Below are 24,706 nucleotides of genomic sequence, written 5' to 3'. Positions count from 1 at the left end.
AATTTGGCAACGTTCATATGGGCCCAAAGCCCCACATCCACGAGCGCCGATCGCGCTGCCAGCGCCTGACGGCGCGCTGATGTTTAGGCCGGCGGGGTACGAGGACGCCGCCTCTCAGGTATGCGAGGCGGCGTGAAATTGATGGAGCCGTCGAGTGAAGGGTTCGCGCGTCGGGGAGACTAACCACGATCCGTGGATTGCACCGATCGCAACGGGCGCATCGGTCGCCGTAAGCGTCATCGGGGAATGGTCAGCGGCATAGGAGATGCGAACGGTGCGCGCTTCGCGGGTGTTGGACACCATTTGAGCGGCCATGTGTTCCATGAGGTCGGACAGGCGATAGCGCGGATCGCGCCGCAAGGCGGCCGAGTAGCGAGGGCCGTGGCCGCGAAGGCGCCATTTCGAAAGCGTCTCGACCTTCACGCCGATGTAGGCGGCGGCTTCTTCGGCTGTCAGCCAGCGGTTCTCCAGCGGGCTCAGGCTGGGCGCATCACGTTCGTCGTTCTTCATGGTTTCTCCTTGCTTCGTTGCACATCTCCTGTGGGTCAGTGCGAGTTAATAGTGAGATTTACGAAAACTTAACTGAAAACATTAGTCAAGAAAAAATAGCAAAAACTAGACGATTTGTTGGTTAATTCAGTATTATCGTAAACAAAATCTACATTGAATCGTGATTATCGTGGAATGTATTCGCGAAAGCGGTTCTCCAAGAAATCAGCAATCACCTGCCAAGGCTTGCTCGGCGACGGGTCAATAGCCGCCTTTCGCTTCACCTCAGCCAAGAGCGCTTCCCGCTCCATGTAGGCCGCAACGGCAGCATATTGCGCGCGTCGTTCAGGCGCCCCTCGCTGGCTCAGTCGGACGACCTCTTCAAGACTGCGGTTACTTTTCAGGCGATTAGCCTGGTCGCTGATGACCCTGACATTGCCAGGCTGATAGCCTTTGGCGGGATTGATCCGATCAAGAGAGGGGGAACTGGCGGACCTCGCCGTACCCACGGTCAAGGGCAGACCAAGAACGGGGCAACGGCGCGGCATGGAGATGTCCTGACGCCGAAGCGTATAGGGTACGCCCTGACGGACAGCGCGCTGACGTGCTCGCGTCAAAAGCGCGGAAGTGGGACGAGTTTTACGCGCAACGCTAAGGTAGCCGCGCATGTAGGCAGCATTGCAGCTTCGGCAGGTTCGGCGTTGGCTCGGCTTTCCATGGAGCGGACAAGTCGGTTGATCCGGTTTAACGTCATTCATAGAGGCACCTCCCTTCATGTATTGGTGCTATTTATCAAATATGGTGCTATTGGTCAATCATGAATTCTGAGCGCGACACAAGCCCCTCCGGCGCCGTCGTTACTGGGGCGCAGTTGCGCGCAGCGCGCGGGCTTTTGAATATGTCCGTGTCCGATCTGGCTGAGCGTACGGGGCTGGCGCTGAACACCGTTCGAAAGGCCGAAAGCACCAACGCCGCTGCGCCCGTCACAACGGCAAATGCACGGTTGCTTGTTGCAACTTTGGAAGACGCTGGTGTCGTATTCATCCCTGCAGGAATGCTCGGAGCCGGAGTGCAGCTACGCTTTCCGGACCAGGAGCCACTGAAGCGACGGCGCGATTATAAAGGCGAGTAGGGCCAAACTGCTGCGACCTTCACGCAGTTGCATCGTCGACGGTTTCCCCGTAACGAAATTCGATCGGGGAATTTCGATTTGCCACGCTTGTTCCGTTTCCTTTGCGTCTGCTTGGGCGTGACCGTCATGGTCGCGGTGCAGATGCATGGCGTGCAGAATAATCAGCACAGGATCGAACACGGCCTTCAGTTCCCTGGCGTTTCCTATGAAGACGCGGCCGATCTGGCTCACGACCATGACCACGGTCACAGCCATGACGCGGCGACGAACGACGATGGCTCGGCTAACGCTCAGACGATGGATGTCGCCGATGAAAGCGGCAAATCCCCTCTCAGCCATCACCATCACAGCGGGGGCGACATTCATGTGGCCCTGGCGACGCCTGTCCATCCGACCGGCGCGGGCGTGGTGACCTCGCTCGACCTTGGCCCGGCGCCCGACGCCGTGCCGCCCGGCGCCGTTCTCGACGCGCCGCTCCAACCGCCCAGACAGAACGCCTGATCGCCTGAAAAGCTGATCCTGCGCGGCCTCATGGCCGTGCGCGTCCTGTTGGAGACATCCCTTGAAACCTTCCCAATCCGGCGTCGCCGGATGGCGAGGGCGAGGCGCGGCCGTATCCGCCCTCGCGCTCGCCCTGGCTGCGGCATGGTCGCCGCCCGCCATTGCGCTCGCCCAGTCGCCGGCTTCTGCTGAAGCCGCCTCTGGACCGGACCTCACCCTTGAAGGCGCGCTGCGGCGCGCCGCCGCCGCCGATCCGGCTCGACCGGGTCTCGACGCGCGCCTGCGCGGCGTCGAGGCCGGCGTTCGCCAGGCCGGCCTTCGTCCCAATCCGACCCTGGGTCTGATGGTCGAAAACCTGCCCACCCTGGGCGGGGGCGACATTCTGGGGCGAACAGAAACCACCCTGACCTATGAGCAGAAGCTGGAACGCGGCGGCGATCGATCCGCCCGCACCGGCCTGGCGCAAAGCGAAGGCCTGCTGATCACAGCTCAGGCCCAGATCGCTCAACTGGATCGTCTTGAACTGGTGCAACGCGCCTGGGTCGACGCCATGGCGGCTGAAGCCCAGCTCGAGATCGCACGGGAGCGGCTTTCGCTCGCGGAACGCTTCCAGACGGAAGTTCAGCGTCGCGTGAACGCGGCCCGCGATCCCCTGTTCGCGGGGGCGCGCGCCGAGGCCGAACTGGCCCAGGCCCAGATCGATTTCGATCAGGCCGAGATCGCCGTTCGCGTCGCGCGCATCGTCCTGGCCAAGTTCTGGGACGGCGCCGCCGACTTCCGCATGGGGGCCTCCGACTTCGAGGACACCAGCGCCGCTCGCGTCGCCGCCGGCGCTGTGGCCCAGGCGGACCTAGAAGCCTTCCGCGCCCGCCAGGCTATCTCCGACGCCCAGGTTCGCCTGGAGCAGGCGCGCGCCGTGCCCGATCCCACGGTCAGCGTCGGCGTCCGGCATATATGGGACAATGAGGTGGCTCTGGTCTTCGGCGGGTCCGTGCCGCTGCAGCGCTACGACCGGAACCAGGGCGCCATCGACCGCGCCCGCGCTGACGGCGTCGCCGCCCAGGCCGATCAGAACGCCCTGCGCCTTGAGCGCGAGCGGGAAATCGCCCGCCTCCAGGTGCAGCTTCTGGCCCGCGCCAATGAAGCCCGGCGGATCGCCGAGGAAACCCAGCCCCAGGCTGAACGCGCCGTCGTCCTCGTCCGCGACGGCTACGCACGCGGCGGCTTCACCTACAACGACGTGATGAGCGCCCATGCGGCCCTGCTGCAGACCAAGGCCCGTCGCGTCGCTGTGCTGCAGACCTTCCACAACGACCGCGCGCGGCTCGACCGCCTGACCGGCGCGCACGCCGACCTGCTCGGCCTGGAGACCCAACCATGAAGACGTCCCGCACTTCCGCGACCCCGCTCGGCTGCGTCCTTGCCGCCGTCGCCCTGACGCTGGCCGCCTGCGGCGGCGGCGACAAGGCCGCCAAGCCGGAAGGCGAAGCGGCAGGCGCCGCCGATTACGAACGCGGACCGCACAACGGCCGCCTACTTCGTGACGGCGACTTCGCCATCGAGGTGACCATCTACGAGGAGGGGCCGGAACCGCTGTTCCGCCTCTATCCCTACCTGAACGACAAGCCGCTCGACCCCAAGCAGGTGCAGGCGAACATCGCCCTGAGCCGCCTGGGGCCGAAGGTGGATCGCTTCACCTTCACGCCTGAGAACGACTACCTGGCCAGTCCGGGCGTCGTGTCCGAGCCCCACTCGTTCGACGTCGCGGTCAGCGCCGTTCGCGCGGGCAAGCGCTCGGCCTGGACCTATCAGTCCTATGAGGGTCGGACGGTCATCAGCGCCGATGCGGCCCAAGCCGGCGGCGTCACCACCCAGCAGGCCGGCCCCGCCGTTCTCGGCGAGAGCCTGCCGCTCAGCGGCCGCGTCGAGATCACGCCGGAAGGCCAGGCCGAGGTTCACGCCCGCTATCCGGGCCGGGTCATGTCGATGACCGTTGAACTGGGTCAACGCGTCTCGCGCGGACAGGTCGTCGCCCGCGTGGAGTCGAGCGAAAGCCTCCAGACCTATTCGGTCACCGCGCCCATCTCGGGCGTGATCACCGCCAAGAACGTCAATCCCGGCTCCATCACCGGCGGCGGCGCCCCCATGCTGACGATCGGCGACCCGACCCGGCTTCACGCCGAGTTCTTCCTCTATCCTCGCGATGCCGAACGCGTTCGGGTCGGTCAAAGGATCGAGATCAAGAGCCAGGCGGGCGAGCACACGGCCAGCGGCGTCATCGAGGCGATCCTGCCGGCCGACGACGTGCTCAGCCAGACCCTCGTCGCCCATGTCGAACTGCCCTACCAGGGCGGCGTCTGGCGGCCGGGTCTCGGGGTTTCGGGTCTGGTCCAGGTCGGCCAGGGCGAGGTCCCGCTGGCGGTGCGCACCAAGGCGCTGCAACCGTTCCGCGACTTCACCGTGGTCTACGCCAAGGTCGGCGACACCTATGAGGTGCGCATGCTCGACCTGGGCCGTCGCACCGAAGAGTGGACCGAGGTCCTGGGCGGCATCGAGCCCGGCACGACCTATGTCGTCGACGGCGCCTTCCTCATTCGCGCGGACATCGAGAAGTCCGGCGCGAGCCACGACCACTAGGGGGATGCGTCACCATGCTTGAACGCATCATCAGCCTGTCGATCCGGCATCGCTGGGTCGTGCTGGCGCTCGTCCTCGTGGCGGTCATCATCGGCGTCTGGAGTTTCCAGAAGCTGCCGATCGACGCCACGCCCGACATCACCAACGTCCAGATTCAGATCAATACGGAGGCGCCCGGCTATTCGCCGCTTGAGGCCGAACAGCGCATCACCTTCCCGGTCGAGACCGCCGTCGCCGGCGTACCGGGCCTGTCCTACACCCGATCCGTCTCGCGCTACGGCCTGAGCCAGGTCACGGTTGTGTTCGAGGACGGAACCGACATCTACCGGGCGCGACAACTGGTCAATGAGCGGCTTCAGACCGCGCGCGGCCAGCTTCCGTCCGGCCTGTCGCCCGAACTGGGGCCGATCGCCACGGGCCTGGGCGAAATCTTCATGTACACGATCGAGGCCAAGCCCGGCGCCCGCAAGGCCGACGGCACGCCTTATTCGCCCGAGGACCTTCGCACCCTGCAGGACTGGGTCATCCGTCCGCAGATGCGCAATACGCCCGGCGTCACCGAGGTCAACACCATCGGCGGCTTCGAGCGTCAGTACCACGTCACGCCCCGTCCCGAACGGCTCGCCGCCTTCGGCGTCACCATGGACGAGGTCGTTTCGGCGCTGGAGCGCAACAACGCCAACGTCGGCGCCGGCTATGTCGAGCGCTACGGCGAGCAGTGGCTGATCCGCGTGCCGGGTCAGGCCTCGACGACGCAGGACCTGTCCAACATCGTCATCACCACGCGCGGCGGCGTTCCCATCCGGATCGCCGAAGTCGCCGAAGTCGGCCTGGGCGAACAGCTTCGCACCGGCGCGGCGACGGAGAACGGCAAGGAGACGGTCCTGGCGACCGTCCTGATGCTGGCCGGTGAAAACAGCCGCGTCGTCGCTCAGGCGGCGGCGGCGCGACTGGAGGAAGCCGCCAAGGCTCTGCCGGACGGCGTGATCGCCTCGCCCGTCTATGACCGCACAGACCTGGTCGAGCGGGCCATCAAGACGGTCGAGAAGAACCTGCTTGAGGGCGCCCTGCTCGTGATCGTGGTGCTGTTCCTGCTGCTGGGGAACTTCCGCGCCGCCCTGATCACGGCAGCGGTCATTCCAATCACCATGATGATGACCATCACCGGCATGGTGCGCACCGGCGTGTCGGGCAATCTGATGAGCCTGGGCGCGCTGGATTTCGGCCTGATCATCGACGGCGCGGTCATCATCGTCGAGAACTGCCTGCGGCGTTTCGCCGAGGCCCAGCATCAGCAGGGCCGCCTGCTGACCCGTGACGAGCGCTTCTCCCTGGCGGCCCGCGCCTCCAGCGAAGTGATCCGGCCGTCGCTGTTCGGCGTCCTGATCATCACCCTGGTCTATGTGCCGATCTTCGCCCTGGACGGGGTCGAGGGCAAAACCTTCCACCCCATGGCCATCACCGTGGTCATCGCCCTGACCGCCGCCCTGGTGCTGTCCCTGACCTTCGTGCCGGCGGCGGTGGCGATGTTCGTCACCGGCAAGGTGCAGGAGAAGGACAGCTTCCTGATGCGCTGGGCGCGCACCGGCTATCAGCCGGCGCTCGACTTCGCCCTGAGGACGCGCGTCGCCATGGTCGCCGTGGCCGTCGCCCTCGTCGTGGGCGCGGCCCTGGTCGCCTCACGCATGGGTTCGGAGTTCGTGCCGAACCTGGACGAAGGCGACATCGCCATGCACGCCCTGCGTATTCCGGGCACCAGCCTGACCCAGGCCGTCGAGATGCAGACCGCCCTCGAAGCCCGTCTGGCGAAGTTCCCGGAGGTCGAACGCGTCGTCGCCAAGATCGGCACGGCGGCGGTCGCCACCGACCCTGTGCCGCCCTCGGTCGCGGACACCTTCATCCTGCTGAAGGACCGCAAGGACTGGCCTGATCCCCGCAAGCCGAAACTCCAGCTCGTTCGCGAGATGGAAGAGGCGGTGAACGCGGTGCCAGGCAGCAAATACGAGTTCACCCAGCCCATCCAGATGCGGTTCAATGAACTGCTGTCCGGCGTCCGGGCCGATGTCGCCATCAAGGTCCATGGCGACGACCTGGATCAACTCGTGGCGCTCGGGTCCCAGATCGAAGAGATCGTCGGCGCCGTACCCGGCGCCGCCGATCCGCAGTCCGAGCAGGTCACCGGCCTGCCCATGCTGCAGATCACGCCGAACCGGGACGCCATCGCGCGCCTGGGCCTGAGCATCGACGATGTTCAGTCGGTGATCTCGACCTCCATGGGCGGGGCCACGGCCGGGCAAATCTTCGAGGGCGACCGACGCTTCGACATCGTCGTGCGTCTGCCGGAAGACCTGCGTCGCAACACCGACGCCATCGGCCGCATCCAGGTGCCGCTGCCGGGCGCGAACGGTCAGCCGCGCGGCTTCGTGCCGCTCAGCGAGATCGCCACAATCGCGCTGGAGACCGGCCCGAACCAGATCAGTCGCGAAGACGGCAAGCGCCGCATCGTCGTGACCGCCAACGTTCGGAACCGCGACCTCGGCTCCTTCATCGGCGAGGTGCGCGAGCGCGTCGAACAGGAAGTCGATCTGCCAGCCGGCTACTGGATTTCCTATGGCGGCACCTTCGAGCAGCTGATCTCGGCGGCCAAGCGGTTGCAGTTGGTCGTTCCGGCGGTCCTGTTGCTGATCTTCGGCCTGCTGTTTGCGCTGTTCCGCTCCTGGCGGGACAGCGCCATCGTCTTCTCCGGCGTGCCCCTGGCGCTGACCGGCGGGGTGGCGGCGCTGGCGCTGCGGGGCCTGCCCCTGTCGATCTCGGCCGGCGTCGGCTTCATCGCCCTGTCGGGCGTGGCCGTGCTGAACGGCGTCGTCATGGTCAGCTTCATCCGGGGCCTGATCGAAGAGGGCAAGCCCGTGGGTCAGGCCATCCGGGAGGGGGCGCTGACGCGCCTGCGCCCGGTGCTGATGACCGCCCTGGTCGCCAGCCTCGGCTTCGTCCCCATGGCGGTCAATGTCGGCGCCGGCGCGGAGGTTCAGCGTCCGCTGGCCACAGTCGTCATCGGCGGCATCGTCTCCTCGACGATCCTGACCCTGCTCGTGCTCCCGGCGCTCTACAGCCTGGTGCACGGCCGGGACGCCCCGACGGATCGGCCCAGGCCCGCCTGGCTGGACCATCTCCCCTTCCGCCGCCGTCGAGCGCTCTGAAGCGGTCGGCCGCCCCGTTTCGAGGCGGCCGGTCGTCAGCGCCTCAACCCATTACCGACGCCCGCCGACCACGGCGGATGTCGCGCTTTCCCTCCAATCGCAAGGATGCACATGACTTCCGCACCCTGCCGCGACCGACTGTCGTGGCTTCGATCACCCTGGACCCTGGCGGTCCTTGTGGTCGGCTTCCTTTTCCCTGAAGGCCTGCTCAGCCAGGTCCTCGCCCACGGCGTCGCCGCAGGCGACAAGGGCTACATCCAGGAGACCTCAGGCTTCCTCTTCTGGCCCTTCGTCTATCTGGGGGCCAAGCACATGGTCACCGGCTACGACCACCTGCTGTTCCTGTTTGGCGTGATCTTCTTCCTCTACCGGATGAAGGACATCGGCATCTATGTGACGTTGTTCGCCATCGGCCACTCGTCGACCCTGCTGCTCGGGGTGCTGATGAACATCAACGTCTCCAGCTATCTGGTCGACGCCATCATCGGCCTGTCCGTCGTCTACAAGGCCCTGGACAACATGGGCGCCTATCAGAGGTGGTTCGGCTTCCAGCCTTCCACCAAGGCGGCCACAATGATCTTCGGCCTGTTCCACGGCTTCGGTCTCGCCACCAAGCTGCAGGACTTCCAACTCTCGCCCGACGGCCTGCTGTGGAACCTCGTGGCCTTCAACATCGGCGTCGAGATCGGCCAACTGCTCGCCCTGGGCGGCATCCTCATCCTGATGGGCTTCTGGCGCCGCACGGACGGCTTCTGGAAACACGCCTACCTCACCAACGTCGTGCTGATGACGCTCGGCTTCATTCTGACGGGCTATCAGCTCGTCGGCTTCTTCGTCATGTGATCGGAGACACCCTCATGTACAACGCAAACCGCCCCTCCAAAGCCGATCTCCCGACCACGGGCCAACTGCTGAAGTCGACCGGCATCGCCGCCGCTGTGGCCTCCGTACTCCTGGTCACCGTCGTCCTGCCCGCCGAATACGGCGTCGACCCCACGCGCATCGGTTCGGTCTTTGGTCTGACCGAAATGGGCCGCATCAAGCAGCAACTCGCCAAGGAGGCCGAAGCTGACGCCGCAGCTGACGCGGCCGCCGTAGATGCTGTCCCTGTGGCGGCGTCGCCCAGCCCCGTTGCGCCAGCCGGCACCGTTCCAGCCTCCGCCCCGGCGGCCACGCCCAACGTCGGCCGCACGGACGAAACCGTCCTGACGCTGCAGCCTGATCAAGGCGCCGAGATCAAGCTGGTCATGGAAGAAGGCGCGACAGCGCGCTTCACCTGGACCAGCAGCGGCGGCAAGATCAACTTCGACACCCACGCTGACCGACCAGGCGTCTCCTACCACGGCTATGGCAAGGGCTCCTCCCAAAGGGAGGAGGGCGTCCTGACGGCGGCCTTCACTGGCAGCCACGGCTGGTTCTGGCGCAACCGCACCGGCCAGCCCGTAACCATCACCCTTAAAACCAGTGGCGCCTATACCGAGATCAAGCGCGTCGTCTGACGTAAATCCCGACACCTATAGACAGGGCGCGCCGTTGCACGGCGCGCCCTGATTTCTTTACGGCGTCACACGCGATTCTTGGGCCACCGGCGGTGATTGTCATCAATCACGACAGGGTGGGCGTGTGCTACGCCTTCCGCATCGGGGCGCATTCCCTCGCCCAGGTGCGCGTGATCCGGCTCCATGTCGTGGTGGTCGTGCAGCAGGTTCAGCGGATCGTGCGCAGGCCAGACGAAGAGCGCCAGAAGGGCGCCGAGGCCGCACAGTCCCGCCAGAACGACGAAGGCCATCTGAGGATCAGCTTCGGCCGACACCAGCCCCGCGACCGGATAGGCGATCAACCAACAGGCGTGCGACAGGGCGAACTGGGCCGCAAACAGGGCCGGCCGTTCCGCCGCCGACGAGGACCGCCGCAGGGCGCGGCCCGCAGGCGTGATGGTCAGCGAGTAGCCAAAGCCCATGACGATCCACAGACCGATCAGCACCGGATAGCTGCGGGCGAACAGCGCACCGGCGATGAGCACGGCGGTCATCAGGACGGCGCCCGACACCATGGCGCTGCGATCCGTCACCCGCTCCAGCGTCTTGGGAAGCAGGAAGGCGGCCGTCATCGACCCGCCTCCGAATGCCGCCAAGGCCCAGGCGGTCGCCTGCTGCGACAGGCCGAAGTTCGACTGCACCAGGACGACAGTGTTGACGAAGACCATGGCGCCGCCCGCCGCCGTCGCCAGGCTAACCGCCAGCAGGCCGCGCAGGCGTGGCGTCAGGGCGAACAGCTTCACGCCTCCGGTCAGACGACGCAGGAACGGCAGGCTCTGCGACGCCGACAGCTTGGGCAGGACCGCCGTCACGACGAAGCCCGCCGACAGGATGAAGCCCAGCGCCGTCCCAACGAAGAGGTTGTGATAGCTGATGAAGGCCAACAGCACCGCCGCGAGCACGGGGCTGGCGACGCTTTCCAGATCGGCCGTCAGTCGGGATAGGGACAGGGCCTTGGTGTACTCGCCCTCGTCCTCCAGCAGGTCGGGGATCATGGCCTGGAAAGCCGGGGTGAAGGCGGCCGAGGCGACGTAGAGCACGGTCATCAGTCCGTAGACCTGCCAAGCCTCGTTGACGAAGGGCAGCGAAGCCGCAACACCGGCGCGCACCACGTCCAGCGAAACCAGCAGGGTCTTGCGCGGCAGTCGAGACGCCAGGGCGCTGGCGAAAGGCGCCACCCCGACATAGGCGATCATCTTGATCGCCAGGGCCACGCCGAGGATTTCACCCGCCCTGGCGCCCGCGAGATCATGCGCCAGCAGGCCCAGGGCCACGGTCGCCATGCCGGTTCCCAGCAGGGCCGCCACTTGGGCGATGAACAGGTGGCGATAGGCGGCGTTCCTGAGAGGCGAGAACATCACAAGCCTTTCGATGCGGCGTTTTCGCGTTTGACGTATCCCTACCAGGGGGATAGGTCAAATTGCATGGCACACATCTCTCATGCGTCGCATCCCGAAGTCATCAAACGCCTGAAGCGCGCCGAGGGGCATATGCGGACCGTCATCCAGATGATGGAGGATAAGAGGGCCTGCGTTGATCTCGCCCAACAGCTTCACGCCATCGAGAAGGCGGTCGCGGCGGCGAAGAAGACCCTGATCCACGACCACATCGACCACTGCCTGGCCCATGCCGCAGACGGTGACCCTGTCGAGGCAAAGCAGGCGATGGCCGAGTTCCGGGAGATCACCAAATACCTGTGACGCCAGCTTCCAACCACCAGAACGTCGCCCTGCCAATCCGCCTCCGGTAGCGCTATGATGGACGGGCAGGCAGTCGCGGCTGCCCTGCTGGGGCGATGCGCGAAACGCACGTTGTCCTCGACGTCCGCGCGACCCCGTGAGGCAAGGCCATGACGACGTCGTCTGACACCCTTGGTCCGCCCCGCCTTTCGCTGGCGGCGCTGTTTCTCAAATTCCTGCGGTTCGGCTTCCTGGCCTTCGGCGGCCCCGTCGCCCAGATCGCCATGATCCGCCGCGCCCTCGTCGATGAGGAGCGATGGATTTCCAGTCCGCGCTTCAATCGCCTTCTGGCGGTGATGCAGGCGCTCCCTGGACCGGAGGCCCACGAGTTGTGCGTCCATATGGGCATGATGGCGCGGGGACGGATCGGCGGTCTGCTTGCAGGCCTTGGCTTCATGCTGCCTGGCTTCGTTCTGATGCTGGCGGCGGCCTGGCTCTATGAACGCTTCATCGCCGGACAATCAGGCCTGACCGGGCTGCTTTTGGGCGTTCAGATCGTCGTGGTCGCCATCATCATCCGCGCCGTGCATCGGATCGGCTCCCACGTCCTAGAGGACCGTCTGCTGTGGGCGCTAGCGATCGGGGCCTTCGTCGCCTCTCTCCTCCATGCGCCCTTCTGGATACCGCTTGTGGCTTGCGGCCTGATCTACGCCCTGGAGCAACGTCCCTGGGCAGGCGTCGCCATTGCCGTCGCCGCCGTCTTCATCGCCATCCTGTTCGGCGTCTATCTGGAGGTCGCCCCGCCTGCGATCGCGATCTCGGCTGAGCCGTCGCCTCAACTCGCCGCTCTATTCATCGCCGGGTTGAAGGGCGGGCTGCTGACGTTCGGCGGCGCCTATACCGCCATCCCCTACGTGCGCGCCGACACTGTCGGACGCGGCTGGTTGCCGGACGGCGTCTTCCTAGATGGCGTGGCGCTGGCCGGCGTCCTGCCGGCGCCTCTGGTGATTTTCGGCACCTTCACGGGCTATGTGGTCGGCGGCTGGGCCGGCGCGCTGGCGCTGACTGCCGGAATTTTCCTGCCCGCCTTCGCCTTCTCGATGGTGCTGTTCAATCACCTGGAGGCCGTGGTCGAGAACCCGGCCTTGCACCGCCTCCTGGCAGGCGTGGCGGCCGCCGTCGTCGGCGTCATCGCCGCCACTTCGCTTCAACTGGCTTGGACCACAGCCCAGTCGGCGCCGACGTGGTGGATCGCAGGTTTGATCTTCATCGCCGCACTGATCGCCGCCGTGCGGATCAAACCGCGCTGGACACCGATTCTCATTCTGAGCGGGGCGGTTGCAGGACAGCTCGTGCTCTAAAGATTCATTGTCCAATCGTGCCATGCGTGAACACGCAGCGACGGCCTAAATTTCGTTATGTCAGAAATCGTCGGTATTTTTATTGACAATGTCATAATCGTGCGACAACCTTCCTGGCATGGAGGTAAGACCATGAGCGACGGTCCTCATCGTAGCCTGCCGTTGAGGCGGGCCTGGAAGAAAGTCTGCGAGATCGCAGACGGACGTGCCCATGCACTGGAGGAAGTGGTTGAGAGAATTCCGGCCGCACTAGCTGCGGACGCAAAAGGCGAGATCAGCGAAGGCCTGCTCAGAAGCCTGCGTCGGATTCTCACGTCCGAACAGCCGCAACTGATCGACGACACGCCCCAACAGGTGGCGGCGCTGCGTTCGCAGGCGGCCTCGGTTATGGAGATCGACTTGGTAGAAGCGGTCGGCGACGCCCTACGTAACGGCCAACGCGGAGCTGAAGCTTTCCAAAGCGGAGCCGAGGCTGTCTTTGAGGAGCGTGGGGAAGCAGTGACCCGATCTCTTGTGGAGCACTACCTGCGCCGATCGCCGCTAGAACGAGCCGCTCATGTCGAGCAACGAGTCACCGCTGCGCTCAAGCAGGCGAGTGACCGGGTGCGTGATGTCGCAACCGGCCTAGTTACCGGGGTTATGAAGCGTGCCTTGCCGAAGGCCGTGGATCGGTCCGGCCTCGAAGATGGACCCGCCCTCGCATGACGGGTTTCGCCTCCTATCGCGCAAACGAAGCACCGCTTTTAATCGATGCGGTCGAAGCAGATGCGCCGCTCCGTGACGGCGCGACGCCCGCTCTGCTAGGGCAAAGTCTTTGCCTTGATACCCGCGGGCTCACCTCATTCTTCTTCGCGCGGTTTGATCGCCGCCTCTACGATCTCCTAGTTGTCGCGGCGGCGGTCGAATTCTGTGACCGCTTTAAACGACGTCCAGGTTGGGGGTGGTCGCGCGCGTTTGACGTCCGGGTCGCAGTGCACGAACCCGAAGTCTGGTCCGCACCGGAGGCGAAGGCACTTCTGGAAGAGACCGTGTCATTCCTGACAGGTGATGTCTGGCGGTTCTGCTTCGAAGCTAGACTAAGGGACGAACCCGCGCCTGTGACGCTTCCACTGCCGCTTCCGCCTTATTGCGCGCTCATTATGCCCTACAGCGAAGGCCTAGATTCTCTTGCGGTCCATGCCCTCACGGCACACGCGACCAACAGCGAACTTGTCCGGGTGCGCCTAGGGTCAGGCGGCGTCGACAAGGCAGTGCTGGACAAGGACCGCAAACCCTTTGCACGAGTGCCCTACAAAGTCTCCGTGCCAAACAACGCGGAATCGTCCGCTCGATCTAGGGGCTTCAAATTCGCGGTCGTGACCGCGATCGCCGCAGCGATGTCGGGAGTTCAACGGATCATCGTCACCGAAAGCGGGCAAGGGGTCTTGGGACCGGTGCTTGTTCGATCCGGTCATGCGTACCCCGACTATCGCGTCCATCCCGCCTTTAGCCGGAAAATGGAAAGCCTGTTCTTGGCGCTCACTGGGCATGAAATTCGGTATGAGTATCCGCGTCTCTGGTACACCAAGGGTGAGACCATGGCCGCCGCGAAGGCATTACCGACGCCCCCGGATTTCGTCACGCGGACGCGCAGTTGCTGGCAGAGTTCGCAGCAAGCTTCCGTAGACGGCTCACGCCGCCAATGCGGAATTTGCGCGGCGTGCATGCTGCGACGTGTGAGCATGTTCGCTGCGGAGATTGATGAGCCTGCGGACAGGTACGTGTGGGAAAATCTGACTGTCACTGAATTTGACACTGGCGCTGCCGCCGCATTCCAAGGACATACGCGCGCTCTGAGAGAGTATGGTATCGCAGGCGTGCTACATATGGACCATCTAGCGTCACTGGCTGCACCTTCAGCGCAGACCAGTGCATTCCATCGCGTCGTACGCCTCACTGCAGACGCGCTTGGTGAAGATGAAGGCTCTGTGCTGGCCCAGACCCGAGCTCTGCTGGATCGCCACGCTGAGGAATGGCGTCGCTTCGTGATCGCTCAAGGCAATCAATCTTTTGTTGCGCGGTATGCCGCCAGCGTGGTCGCGTGATGGAGACTCCTGCCGCCATTGATCCAATCGCCCTGGGGGAGCGCCTGCGTCTGGCGAGAGACGCGGCGAAGATCACCCAGGCCCAAGCGGCCGAAGCCATCTCTGCGGCTCGCACGACCCTAGTGGCGATCGAACAGGGCGGCCGCCGGCCGCGTCTAGAAGAATTGCAGACTCTCGCTGGCCTTTACGGCACGACAGTGAACGCGTTGTTGCGCCGGGAGTCAGCCAAGGTAGACCTGCGTCCCCGCTTTCGTCGAACCCAAGACGGCGGCTCAGCTGTTGAGATGGCTTCCGCCTTGTTGACCGACTTGGTCAAGGCCGAGGTGGAACTTGAAGATTTGCTTGGAGTGGTTCGGGGTCGATCCGAGCCTCCGGAGCGCCCCATTCTGCCCGGTAACGTCCTCGCCCAAGCCGAAGAAGATGCATTCGAACTACGCCAGTGGCTGGGCATAGGAGATGCGCCCGTCCATGACATGGTTTCAATTCTCGAACTTCAGCTTGGAGCTCGTGTGTTCGTCCGCAGGCTTGAGGCCAAGATTTCTGGTCTCTATGCCTACGACAACGACGCTGGTCCATGCGTCCTGCTAAACGCCCTACATCCGAAAGAACGGCGAGCGCAAACCGCCGCCCATGAACTCGGTCACTACATCTCTACCCGAAACGCGCCGGACAGCCTTTATGAGGGCTCGCCTGAACAGACTCGCGAAGAGCGCTACGCCAATGCCTTCGCGCGGGCGTTCCTAACGCCTGCGCGAACGGTCAAGTCGATGTTCCGGGACACGACAGCGGGGGCGACAAATCTGACGCGCCGCCACGTGATCGTGCTTGCCCATGGCTTCGGTGTATCACGTGAAGCTTTGGTGCGGCGGCTCGAAGAATTGGACCTCGTGCCGAACGGAACTTGGGATTGGTTCGAACGGACCGGCGGCATTACTAACGACCAGGCGCGGCAGGTCCTGGGCGAAAACCCAGCATTCGATCCGCGCGGCGAAGATGGGGAGCGGTCGGTGTCGCTCCGCCTTCAACTCCTAGCGGCCGAGGCGTGGAAGCGTGGCCTGCTCTCCGAGGGTCAAGTGGTCAGTCTGCTCAAGATCGACCGGGTACAAGCGCGTGAGTTGATAGACGCCTATGAGGCAGATGAGGAGGCGGCCGATGGGCTTCCCCGCATCCGGCGCTGAGCCCCCAATACATGTCGCTGATGCGAGCGTTTGGATCAACCTCGCCGCTACGGGCCGATGCCCGGAAATCCTCGCTGCGCTCGGTGCGTCAATCGCTATCGTTGATGTGGTGCTCAGGGAACTTCAGCGCGGCAGCGCCAATGGGCATGGGGTGCTGGAGCATATCCAGCCGCTGATCCAGTCCGGGCTAATTCGAGTTGTGGAGATGGAAACCGCAGACGAAGAGCCGTATCTTAGCCTAGTTGCAGGCGGCACGGCCGAAACCTTGGACGATGGCGAGGCTGCGACCTTGGTCGTAGCCGTGCGCCTTGGGGCAATCGCCCTGATTGACGAACGCAAAGCGACTGCGATCGCAAAGCGTCGCTTTTCTGCACTCGAACTTCGGTCCAGCACTGAGCTGCTATTCGCTACGCTACCAGACGAAGGCGGGAATGTCGGCCCCTTGGCCGATGCCCTGTTTTTGGCGCTCCAGAGGGCCAGAATGCGGGTGCCAACTCATTGGCAGGCTAGGGTGATCGAAGTTCTGGGTCCCGAGCGAGCGAGCGCCTGCAACAGTTTGCCGGCGCATCTACGGGCACCGCTGATAGACACGGTAAACGCTCGTCCCGTTCGCTCCGATTAGCGGACTGCGTAAAATTCTGTGGGATGGACGCCAAGCACTTCAGCCAACTTGCCTAGAATTGCCACTGTCGGGTTGCCCTCGCCTCGCTCTATGCGCCCGAGATGACGCATCGCCAGACCCGCTTCACCCGCTAACGCCTCCTGGCTCAAGCCGCGCTCCTTGCGGAGACGCCTGATATTTGCGCCGACGATCTTCTCCCATTCCATCAGCGCGATGGTGTTAGCGGAGCGGTAACCTCTCTAGGACATCTATGTCCTATTATTCCAGAGGGGCGATTATGGGGTGTCTGGCGGGTGTGATGTTCGGCGCGGTCGGCTTTTTCGTCGCCGGACCGATAGGCGCGATCATCGGTCTGCTCATCGGCATCCTGGGTGCCGTAGGAGCGAAACGCCGATGAGAAGGTTGCTTATCCTGACAAGCGCTAGCGCTCTGCTGACCGGCTGCGCCTCTACTCCGCCGCCGGAGGTGCGGATGATCCCTACGGCCGATCACGGCGTGGGCGTCCGCTTCTCGCGCGGCAACGCCCTGATGGTGTCGAACGGGCCGTCCGGTGCGATCATGCTGCTGCCGGTCCGCTACAACGACACGCAGAAGTTCTACTTCTCGATCGCCGCCTTCAACACCTCAGGTTACCCGATCAACATCGGTTCAGAGGACGTGCGCCTCTATCTGGATGGGCAGCCCTACAGCGTTCAGGACTTCGACTACCTGCGCCACACCGCGCGCACGACCGCCCAGCGCGAGATGAACCTGGCCTGGGCCGACGCGGCGGTGGAGTATTTCCTCACCGTTCAGGAGATGGAGGACCACCCACGCCGCCACGACATCGCCTACCGCAGCGCCTCGGGGCAGTTGCAGGCGTCGCACGATCACATCCAGCGGCGTCTTCGCCAGACCATCTCCACCCTGGGGCGGACCATGCTGGAGACGACGACCATCGACCCCGGCACGGCCCACGGCGGCGCCATCCTGGCGGAACAGATCGTCATCCCCGACGGCATGGTCCGCGATATGGTCATAGAGGTGCGCTTCGGCGGCTTCCCCCATCGTTTCCGACTGAACCTGGCGCCGTCGGGGACTTACGCCCCGACGCCGGTCGACATTCCGGCTGTCCCGGCCCAGGTCACGCAGGAGCTGATGCGCACCCGCGAGACCTGGCACTGGACAGACGGCCCACCGCCGTCGCCAGCGATCTTCAAGGGCATGCCGGTGATCGAATAGCGCGCAATGCCCAGTCTGCAGTTCGCGCTGCAGTACGTCTTATGCTACAATTAGAACGTTGTCGTTCAAGGATTTTCCCGAACTTGTCGCAAAGTGGCACCTTGGGTGGCACGACATTTAGAGCGGGTGCTCCTTGTCGACCAGCGACCTGAAAACCAAGAGGTTCTTGCTCACCTACCCGCCCTACATTCCCTATTCTGGGAGAGGGAAGAGTGACGACGAATTCATTGTGTGCGGAGAGGAAGTCTCCCCATATTCACGACTGATCTTTCGGAGGAGGCTCAATGATCACCTGGATCATCATCGGCGTCATCGTCGTCATTCTGCTGTTCGTCGTGGTCGGCGCGTACAACAGGCTGGTGAAGCTGGATCAGACGGCGAACCAGTCGTTCGCGGACATCGACGTGCAGCTGAAGCAGCGCCAGGATCTGATCCCCAATCTGGTCGAGACGGTGAAGGGCTACGCCACGCATGAGCGCGGCACCCTGGACGCCGTGACCCAGGCGCGCGCCGCTGCTGCGGGGGCCCGAACGGTCGATGAGAAGGTGCAGGCCGAGAACATGCTGACGGCGACCCTGGGCCGCCTGTTCGCCGTGTCCGAGGCCTATCCGGACCTGAAGGCCAACGCCAACTTCCAGCAACTTCAGATGGACCTGTCGGACATCGAGAACAAGCTGGCCGCCGCGCGCCGCTTCTTCAACAACGCGGTCAGCGAGTTCAACGCCGTGCGCCGCCAGTTCCCGACCGTCCTGTTCGCCGGGATGTTCGGATTCGGCGCCGACAAACCCTTCTTCGACGTGGGCGAGGGCGAGCGCGCCGCCCTGAACGCCGCCCCGCCGACGGTGAAGTTCTAAGCCCCAATGGCGGTTTTCGGTCAGGCCGTCGGCCTCAAGACCCACATCTGGCAGAACAACGCCCGGTCAGCGATTCTGCTGGCCGGGTTCCCGGTGCTGCTGGTCGGCATATTGTTCGGCGTTCAGGTGCTGATGATGGGGTTCGGCCTGCTGCCCAACTCGGGCGGCGACCTGGGGCAGGATCTGGCGCTGGCGGCGTCCATGCTGGGCTGGACCGTGCCTTTCGCCGCCGTCGCGGCGGCGATCTGGTTCGTCATCGCCTATTTCGGCAATCAGATGATGATCGACGTCATGACCGGGGCGCGAAAGCTCGAGCGCCGGGTCGAGCCGGAACTCTACAACCTACTCGAAAACCTGGCGATCTCGCGCGGGATGAAGACGCCCGCCCTGCGCATCATCGAAAGCCCGTCGCTGAACGCCTATGCGTCCGGCCTGCACGAGGGCAACTACAGCGTCACCGTCACGCGCGGCCTGATGCAGACCTTGAACCGGGACGAGATGGAGTGCGTCCTGGCGCATGAGCTGACCCACGTCATCAATAAGGACGTGCGGACCATGGTGATCGCCTCGATCTTCGCGGGGATCATCAGCGTGGTGGCCGAACTGGTGTTCCGCAGCCTGTTCTACATGCGCGGCGGGCGAGGGCGGGACAACAAGAACGCCATGCCCCTGATCCTGATCGGGCTGGCCATCGGGGTGATCGGCTTCGGCCTGGCCGCCGTCATCCGCATGACCCTGTCGCGGACGCGGGAATATGTGGCCGACGCCGGGGCGGTGGAACTGACCAAGAACCCGGACGCGATGATCTCGGCCCTGCGCAAGGTGTCGGGCCAGTCGAAGCTGGAGGCGCCGGACGAACTGCGCGGCATGTTTCTGGACAATACGGCGGAGAAGACGGGATTCTCAGGCCTGTTCGCCACCCATCCGCCGATCGAGAAGCGGATCGCCGCGCTGGTGCAGTTCGCCGGCGGCCGCGACGACGGCCCGTGGGGCGGAGCGCCGCAAGCGGCGGGCACGGCGGTGCCGATGACGTAATTCCTTCTCCCTCCCCTTTATGGGGAGGGTGGCTGAGGCCGAAGGCCGAAGTCGGGTGGGGGCGGCGAGGCTATTCTAACGCAGCGCCCAGGATCGCCTGGCCCTCCCCACCCGGTCGCTTCGCGACCACCCTCCCCATGAAGGGGAGGGAGAGGCGCGTTGTGTTATTCTTCTAGCCGCTCCCAGCCCCAGGGCCGCAACGCCTCCAGCGGGCGGAACTCAGCCTTGTAGTCCATCTTGGGCGAACCCTGGACCCAGTAGCCGAGATAGACATAGGGCAGTCCCACCGTCTCGGCCTGATGCAGGTGGTCCAGGATAGCGAAGCGGCCCAGGCTGCGACGCTCCAGATCGGGGTCGAAGAAGCTGTAGACCATCGACAGGCCGTCATGCAGCAGGTCGGTCAGGCAGACGCCGACCAGACGGCCGGGGCCGTCATCCTGGCTGGGCAGGCGGTACTCGATCAGATGGGTGCGGACGGCCGTGTCCTCGACCATCGACACATAGTCCAGCCAGCTCATGTCGCTCATGCCGCCGCCGGGGTGGCGGGCGTTCAGATAGCGGCGCAGCAGGTCGAACTGCTCCATCGTCGCCTCGGCTTCGACCAGGCCGCGCGACAGATCGGCATTGCGCGCCAGGATGCGGCGGCGTGAGCGCGAGAGTTCGAAGTCCGCCACCGGAATCCGCACCGAGACGCAGGCCGCGCAAGCCTCGCAGGCCGGGCGGTAGGCGATGTTCTGGCTGCGGCGGAACCCGGCCTGGGTCAGGGCGTCGTTGACGTCGGCCCCGTCGCTGAACGGCAGGTTGGCGAAGACCTTGCGCTCAAATTGGCCCGGCAGATAGGGGCAGGGCGCGCTGGCGGTCATGAAGAAGCGGAGTTGGCGCGAGAAGAAGTGCTGGGTCACGGCTGTCGCTCCGTGACGGCGTCAGCGCCCGCACAGGGGCCGGATGGATAGGCGCGGCTCATATTCTGATTTGGCGCGCAACCGGCCGTTTTCGCAAGCCTTCTTCGCGCGGCGAGCGTATCGTCGCGCGCGGTCACAGGCTGGTGTCCGTGGGCAGGACAGGCGCCTCGCGCAGCAGGACGATGGCGATGCGGCGGTTGCCCGCCAGCGACGGGTCGTCGGGATAGAGCGGGTCGGATCCCGCCTTGCCTGCGACGGAATAGACCCGGTCGCTGTTCACGCCTGCTCTTTGCAACGTCAGGCGCGAAGCGTCGGCGCGCGCCGAGGACAGGGGCCAGTCGCCGGGGCTGCTGGCGCGGCTGGAGCCGGCGACGGCGCTGGTGTGGCCGGTGATGGAGATGCGGTTGGGCAGTTGGTTGATGACCTTGGCCACGGCGCGCAGCAGCAGCTGGGCGCGCGGATTGGGACGCGAGGAGCCGTTCTCGAACATCGAGCGGCCTTCCTGATCGACCAACTGGATGCGCAGGCCCTCGGGCGTCTGGTCGATGATCAGCTGTTTCGACAGTTCGGCCAGTTCCGGCATGGACTGCATGGCCTGACGCAGGGATTCGGCGGCGCTGGCGAAATCGGCGGCCTCGCGCCGGGCGATCTCGGCGCGCAGGGCGGCTTCGCTGGCCGAGGCCAGGTTGGAGTTCTGACCCGCTTCCTGCGGCGCGTCGGGGGCCTCGGGCGCCAGTTGTTCGATCACGGCGTTGGAGCCGGCGCCCTTGGCCCCTTCGGAATCGCCCAGCGAGGTGCCGCCCAGGATGCCGCCGGAGCCCGAGGTCGAGGCCGAGACGTTGGCCGGGGCGAAATATTCGGCGATGCCGCGCTTCTGCTCCGGATCGGTCGTGTTGATCAGCCACATCAGCAGGAAGAAGGCCATCATGGCGGTGACGAAGTCGGCGTAGGCCACCTTCCACGCGCCGCCGTGGTGGCCGTGTCCGGCAACCTTCTTCACCTTCTTGATCAGGATCGGGCGATCGTTCAGCGCCATGGGGCGGGTCCGTCTTAATCGTGTTCGTTCGCCCTAAATCCCATGCGGGGCTTAAGAAGCGGTTGCGGTGAGATGCGACGGCGCGCCGCGCCCTTGCCCATGCGGGCTTCACGGCCTAGCTGAGGGCCATGTCCGACGCGTCCGCTTCCCCTGCCGCCGATTTCGACCCTCGCGCCTATCGCCGGGCGCTGGGCGGGTTTGCGACCGGGGTGTGCGTGGTTACGGCCCATACCGTCGACGGGCCTCTGGGGATAACGGTGAACAGCTTCACCTCCGTCTCGCTGGATCCGCCGCTGGTGCTGTGGTGCATGGACATCAAGTCCGACCGTCATGACGCCTTCGCCGGGGCGGACCGGTTCGCCGTCCATATGCTGCCGGTCGAGGATCAGGCCATGTCCGACCGCTTCGCCTGGGGCGTGTGCCGCCTGTCGGACGACGAGTTCGCGGTGGACGACCCTGAGCCGCCGCGTCTGCTGAACGCGGTGACGCGCCTGACCTGCCGGACACACGACCGCATCGTCATGGGCGACCATCTGGTCATCGTCGGCCGGGTCGAGGCGTTCGACACGCGGCCGGGCGATGCGCTGACCTATTTCCGCGGGAAGTACGGCAAGGCCGCCGATCCGACGGCCTGAATCCTTCTCCCCTTGTGGGAGAAGGTGGGCCCGAAGGGCTCGGATGAGGGGTCTCTCCGAAATCTGAAATGAAAGGGGGCTGGCGTCGGCCGATGTCCAGCAACCCCTCATCCGTCTCGCTACGCGAGCCACCTTCTCCCACAAGGGGAGAAGGAAGAGATCAGCCCATCATCCGGGCGGCTTGCGGCGCGAAATAGCTGATGACGCCGGACGCCCCCGCACGCTTGAAGGCGTGCAGGCTTTCCAGGATGGCGCGGTCCGGGTCCAGCCAGCCGTTGGCGAAGGCGGCCTGCATCATCGCGTACTCGCCGGACACCTGATAGGCGAAGGTCGGCACCTTGAACGTCTGCGACACCAGTCGGACGATATCCAGATAAGGCAGGCCCGGCTTGACGATCAGGGCGTCGGCGCCTTCCGACAGGTCCATAGCCACCTCGCGCAGGGCCTCCTCGGCGTTGGCGAAGTCCATCTGATAGGTCTTCTTGTCGCCGGTCAGCGACTTGGACGAGCCGACCGCGTCGCGATAGGGGCCGTAGAAGGCCGAGGCGTATTTGGCCGCATAGCTGATGATCAGGGTGTCGCTGAGGGCGTTGGCCTCCAGCGCCTCGCGGATGGCCTGGACGCGGCCGTCCATCATGTCGGACGGCGCCACGGCGTCGGCGCCCGCGTGGGCGTGGATGAAGGCCTGCTCGGCCAGCCGTTCCAGCGTCGGGTCGTTGACGATGCGGCCATTCTCCAGAACGCCGTCGTGGCCGTGGTCGGTGTAGCAGTCCAGCGCCACGTCGGTCATGACGCCGATCTCGGGCGCGGCGTCCTTGATGGCGCGGATGCAGTCGGGGATCAGGCCGTCCGGGTCGGTGGCGGCGGTGGCGATATTGTCCTTCAGCCCGTCGTTCACGTTCGGGAACAGGGCGACCATCGGAATGCCCAGATCGCGCGCCTCGACGGCGGCCTTGGCGGCCTCCTTGGGCGACAGGCGGAAGACGCCGGGCATGGAGGTGACCGGCTGGCGGTCTTCCGGGCCGTCATGGACGATCAGCGGCCAGATCAGATCGGCCGGCGTCAGGGTCGTCTCGGCGACCAGACGGCGCACCCAGGGCTGTGAACGCAGACGACGCGGGCGGGCGTAGGGGAAGGCGGGGGGCTGGAAGGGCATGGTCATGCGCGCGGCTTAAAACAAAGCGCGGGGAGAGGCAAAAGGCGAACTGTCCAAGCGGGCGCGCCCCCTTTCTTCCCGCTCATCCCGGCGGACGCCGGGATCCAGAGCTTTGGCCACAGGCCCAGCGTGTGAAGCCCACGCTCTTTTATCAATGCTGCGCGCGTTGCTCTTGCTGGATCCCGGCGTCCGCCGGGATGAGCGGAAATCTGATAGGGGGCCGACAGCAAGGTGACGCGCGCCCCGCCAGCCGTTAGAAGCGCCTCGAACGCCCCGTCAGAGGGCAGGTTGTAACCGCGGGAGCTTTCATGGACTTCGCCCTCACCGACGATCAACGCGCCATTCGGGACGCGGCCCGCGCCTTCGCCGAGGCTGAGCTGGCTCCGCACTCGGCCCGCTGGGACGAGGACAAGCACTTTCCCGTCGACGTGCTGAAAGCCGCCGCCGAAATGGGCTTCGCCGGCATCTATACGGGCGAGGAACACGGCGGCATGGGGCTGGGCCGGGTCGAGGCGGCGGTGATCTTTGAAGAGCTGTCGCGCGGCGACGTGGCGACGGCGGCCTTCATCTCGATCCACAACATGGCGACGTGGATGATCGACAGCTTCGGCTCGGACGAGCTGCGGGCGCGCTTCGTGCCGTCGCTGGTCGGGATGGAGAAGATCGCCAGCTACTGCCTGACCGAGCCGGGCTCGGGCTCTGACGCGGCGGCGCTGCGGACGACGGCGGTGCGCGACGGTGACCACTATGTGCTGAACGGCGCCAAGGCCTTTATTTCCGGCGCCGGGACGTCGGACGTCTATGTCGTCATGGTCCGCACGGGCGGCGAGGGCCCCAAGGGCATCTCGACCATCGTGGTCGAGGCGGGGACGCCCGGCCTGTCGTTCGGAGCCAATGAGAAGAAGATGGGCTGGAACGCCCAGCCGACCGCCGTGGTCAGCTTCGACGATTGCCGCGTGCCGGTCGCCAATCTGGTGGGCGAGGAAGGCGCGGGCTTCAAATACGCCATGGCCGGTCTGGACGGCGGGCGCCTGAACATCGCCGCCTGCTCGCTGGGCGGGGCGCGTCTGGCGCTGGAGACGGCGCAGGAATACGTCGCCGGCCGCAAGCAGTTCGGCCAGGCCATCGGCCAGTTCCAGAACACCCAGTTCGAGCTGGCGGACATGGCCACGGATCTGGAGGCCGCCCGCCTGATGGTGCTGCGCGGCGCCTGGGCCATCGACACCGGCCACGCCGAAAAGACCAAATGGTGCGCCATGGCCAAGCGCCTGACGACCGACGCCTGCTTCCAGATCGCCGATCAGGCGCTGCAACTGCACGGCGGCTACGGCTATCTGAAGGACTACCCGCTGGAGCGGATCGTGCGCGACCTGCGCGTTCACCGCATCCTGGAAGGCACCAATGAGATCATGCGTGTGATCGTGGCGCGCGAGCTGGCGCGCTAGG

General features: G+C 65.2%; 26 protein-coding genes. 19 read left to right on the top strand and 7 right to left on the bottom strand.

Features of this window, described 5'->3' with window-relative positions:
* Nucleotides 1-114: 114 nt before the first annotated feature.
* Nucleotides 115-510: a helix-turn-helix domain-containing protein gene (locus AC3A3G_RS01700; RefSeq protein ID WP_487487397.1), complete on the bottom strand. Its 396-nt coding sequence runs from the start codon at nt 508-510 to the stop codon at nt 115-117.
* A gap of 164 nt (nt 511-674) precedes the next feature.
* On the bottom strand, nt 675-1,004 hold the full coding sequence (locus tag AC3A3G_RS01695; RefSeq protein ID WP_487487396.1) for a hypothetical protein: 330 nt from the start codon (nt 1,002-1,004) through the stop codon (nt 675-677).
* Between the two features lie 389 nt (nt 1,005-1,393).
* On the opposite strand from AC3A3G_RS01695, the gene AC3A3G_RS01690 reads away from it, so the two are divergent.
* The 7 genes from AC3A3G_RS01690 to AC3A3G_RS01660 all read left to right on the top strand — a co-directional run bounded on the left by AC3A3G_RS01690 (nt 1,394) and on the right by AC3A3G_RS01660 (nt 9,458).
* Nucleotides 1,394-1,621 carry a hypothetical protein gene (locus AC3A3G_RS01690; RefSeq protein ID WP_232464046.1) on the top strand — a complete coding sequence of 76 codons (228 nt, stop codon included), beginning with the start codon at nt 1,394-1,396 and terminating at the stop codon, nt 1,619-1,621.
* A gap of 87 nt (nt 1,622-1,708) precedes the next feature.
* Nucleotides 1,709-2,122: a hypothetical protein gene (locus tag AC3A3G_RS01685; protein ID WP_487487395.1), complete on the top strand. Its 414-nt coding sequence runs from the start codon at nt 1,709-1,711 to the stop codon at nt 2,120-2,122.
* A gap of 61 nt (nt 2,123-2,183) precedes the next feature.
* On the top strand, nt 2,184-3,503 hold the full coding sequence (locus AC3A3G_RS01680) for a TolC family protein (protein WP_487487394.1): 1,320 nt from the start codon (nt 2,184-2,186) through the stop codon (nt 3,501-3,503).
* Complete coding sequence (locus AC3A3G_RS01675; RefSeq protein ID WP_487487393.1) at nt 3,500-4,759, top strand: efflux RND transporter periplasmic adaptor subunit; 1,260 nt, start codon at nt 3,500-3,502, stop codon at nt 4,757-4,759. The genes AC3A3G_RS01680 and AC3A3G_RS01675 overlap by 4 nt, the downstream gene beginning before the upstream one ends.
* 14 nt (nt 4,760-4,773) lie before the next feature.
* A complete protein-coding gene (locus tag AC3A3G_RS01670; RefSeq protein WP_487487392.1) occupies nt 4,774-7,959 on the top strand; it encodes an efflux RND transporter permease subunit in 3,186 nt (1,061 codons plus the stop codon).
* 111 nt (nt 7,960-8,070) lie between these two features.
* Nucleotides 8,071-8,802: a HupE/UreJ family protein gene (locus tag AC3A3G_RS01665; RefSeq protein ID WP_487487391.1), complete on the top strand. Its 732-nt coding sequence runs from the start codon at nt 8,071-8,073 to the stop codon at nt 8,800-8,802.
* Between the two features lie 14 nt (nt 8,803-8,816).
* Entirely contained in the window at nt 8,817-9,458 is a 642-nt protein-coding gene (locus tag AC3A3G_RS01660; RefSeq protein WP_487487390.1) for a transmembrane anchor protein, read from the top strand.
* A 65-nt stretch (nt 9,459-9,523) separates the two neighbouring features.
* Here AC3A3G_RS01660 and AC3A3G_RS01655 read toward each other — a convergent pair whose 3' ends face one another.
* A complete protein-coding gene (locus AC3A3G_RS01655; RefSeq protein ID WP_487487389.1) occupies nt 9,524-10,855 on the bottom strand; it encodes an MFS transporter in 1,332 nt (443 codons plus the stop codon).
* Nucleotides 10,856-10,921: 66 nt separating this feature from the next.
* On the opposite strand from AC3A3G_RS01655, the gene AC3A3G_RS01650 reads away from it, so the two are divergent.
* The 6 genes from AC3A3G_RS01650 to AC3A3G_RS01625 all read left to right on the top strand — a co-directional run bounded on the left by AC3A3G_RS01650 (nt 10,922) and on the right by AC3A3G_RS01625 (nt 16,421).
* Nucleotides 10,922-11,197 carry a metal-sensing transcriptional repressor gene (locus AC3A3G_RS01650; RefSeq protein ID WP_046653321.1) on the top strand — a complete coding sequence of 92 codons (276 nt, stop codon included), beginning with the start codon at nt 10,922-10,924 and terminating at the stop codon, nt 11,195-11,197.
* Nucleotides 11,198-11,346: 149 nt separating this feature from the next.
* Complete coding sequence (chrA, locus tag AC3A3G_RS01645; protein WP_487487388.1) at nt 11,347-12,537, top strand: chromate efflux transporter; 1,191 nt, start codon at nt 11,347-11,349, stop codon at nt 12,535-12,537.
* Nucleotides 12,538-12,669: 132 nt separating this feature from the next.
* Nucleotides 12,670-13,242 (top strand): hypothetical protein, encoded by a 573-nt coding sequence (locus AC3A3G_RS01640; RefSeq protein ID WP_125901475.1) that lies wholly within the window; start codon nt 12,670-12,672, stop codon nt 13,240-13,242.
* Nucleotides 13,239-14,621 (top strand): 7-cyano-7-deazaguanine synthase, encoded by a 1,383-nt coding sequence (locus AC3A3G_RS01635; RefSeq protein WP_125901476.1) that lies wholly within the window; start codon nt 13,239-13,241, stop codon nt 14,619-14,621. Before AC3A3G_RS01640 ends, AC3A3G_RS01635 begins: the two co-directional genes overlap by 4 nt.
* A complete protein-coding gene (locus AC3A3G_RS01630; protein ID WP_125901477.1) occupies nt 14,621-15,799 on the top strand; it encodes a helix-turn-helix domain-containing protein in 1,179 nt (392 codons plus the stop codon). The genes AC3A3G_RS01635 and AC3A3G_RS01630 overlap by 1 nt, the downstream gene beginning before the upstream one ends.
* Nucleotides 15,774-16,421 (top strand): PIN domain-containing protein, encoded by a 648-nt coding sequence (locus tag AC3A3G_RS01625; RefSeq protein ID WP_487487387.1) that lies wholly within the window; start codon nt 15,774-15,776, stop codon nt 16,419-16,421. Before AC3A3G_RS01630 ends, AC3A3G_RS01625 begins: the two co-directional genes overlap by 26 nt.
* Here AC3A3G_RS01625 and AC3A3G_RS01620 read toward each other — a convergent pair.
* Entirely contained in the window at nt 16,418-16,627 is a 210-nt protein-coding gene (locus AC3A3G_RS01620; RefSeq protein ID WP_125901479.1) for a helix-turn-helix domain-containing protein, read from the bottom strand. The genes AC3A3G_RS01625 and AC3A3G_RS01620 overlap by 4 nt on opposite strands.
* 44 nt (nt 16,628-16,671) lie before the next feature.
* On the opposite strand from AC3A3G_RS01620, the gene AC3A3G_RS01615 reads away from it, so the two are divergent.
* The 4 genes from AC3A3G_RS01615 (at nt 16,672) to AC3A3G_RS01600 (ending at nt 19,531) form a co-directional block, all read left to right on the top strand.
* Nucleotides 16,672-16,818, top strand: coding sequence for a hypothetical protein (locus AC3A3G_RS01615; protein ID WP_165906582.1), 147 nt, complete (start codon nt 16,672-16,674; stop codon nt 16,816-16,818).
* Nucleotides 16,815-17,642 (top strand): hypothetical protein, encoded by an 828-nt coding sequence (locus tag AC3A3G_RS01610; RefSeq protein WP_487487386.1) that lies wholly within the window; start codon nt 16,815-16,817, stop codon nt 17,640-17,642. Before AC3A3G_RS01615 ends, AC3A3G_RS01610 begins: the two co-directional genes overlap by 4 nt.
* A 284-nt stretch (nt 17,643-17,926) precedes the next feature.
* A complete protein-coding gene (locus AC3A3G_RS01605; protein WP_046654201.1) occupies nt 17,927-18,496 on the top strand; it encodes a LemA family protein in 570 nt (189 codons plus the stop codon).
* A gap of 6 nt (nt 18,497-18,502) precedes the next feature.
* On the top strand, nt 18,503-19,531 hold the full coding sequence (locus tag AC3A3G_RS01600) for a M48 family metallopeptidase (protein ID WP_487487385.1): 1,029 nt from the start codon (nt 18,503-18,505) through the stop codon (nt 19,529-19,531).
* Between the two features lie 164 nt (nt 19,532-19,695).
* Here AC3A3G_RS01600 and AC3A3G_RS01595 read toward each other — a convergent pair whose 3' ends face one another.
* Together AC3A3G_RS01595 and AC3A3G_RS01590 are read right to left on the bottom strand one after the other, a co-directional pair.
* A complete protein-coding gene (locus AC3A3G_RS01595) occupies nt 19,696-20,433 on the bottom strand; it encodes an arginyltransferase (RefSeq protein ID WP_412878433.1) in 738 nt (245 codons plus the stop codon).
* A 133-nt stretch (nt 20,434-20,566) separates the two neighbouring features.
* A complete protein-coding gene (locus tag AC3A3G_RS01590) occupies nt 20,567-21,469 on the bottom strand; it encodes a flagellar motor protein MotB (protein WP_412878434.1) in 903 nt (300 codons plus the stop codon).
* A gap of 128 nt (nt 21,470-21,597) precedes the next feature.
* Here AC3A3G_RS01590 and AC3A3G_RS01585 point away from each other — a divergent pair, with 128 nt between their 5' ends.
* On the top strand, nt 21,598-22,104 hold the full coding sequence (locus AC3A3G_RS01585) for a flavin reductase family protein (protein ID WP_315026054.1): 507 nt from the start codon (nt 21,598-21,600) through the stop codon (nt 22,102-22,104).
* Nucleotides 22,105-22,264: 160 nt separating this feature from the next.
* Here AC3A3G_RS01585 and hemB read toward each other — a convergent pair whose 3' ends face one another.
* Nucleotides 22,265-23,266 (bottom strand): porphobilinogen synthase, encoded by a 1,002-nt coding sequence (gene hemB, locus AC3A3G_RS01580; protein WP_487487384.1) that lies wholly within the window; start codon nt 23,264-23,266, stop codon nt 22,265-22,267.
* 302 nt (nt 23,267-23,568) lie between these two features.
* Here hemB and AC3A3G_RS01575 point away from each other — a divergent pair, with 302 nt between their 5' ends.
* A complete protein-coding gene (locus AC3A3G_RS01575; RefSeq protein WP_200166944.1) occupies nt 23,569-24,705 on the top strand; it encodes an isobutyryl-CoA dehydrogenase in 1,137 nt (378 codons plus the stop codon).
* Nucleotide 24,706: the final 1 nt, after the last annotated feature.

The sequence above is a fragment of the Brevundimonas sp. Soil_N_31 genome (genome assembly GCF_057655995.1).
The sequence above is the reverse complement of the archived record's forward strand: the minus strand, read 5'-3'. Positions and strand labels throughout refer to the sequence as shown.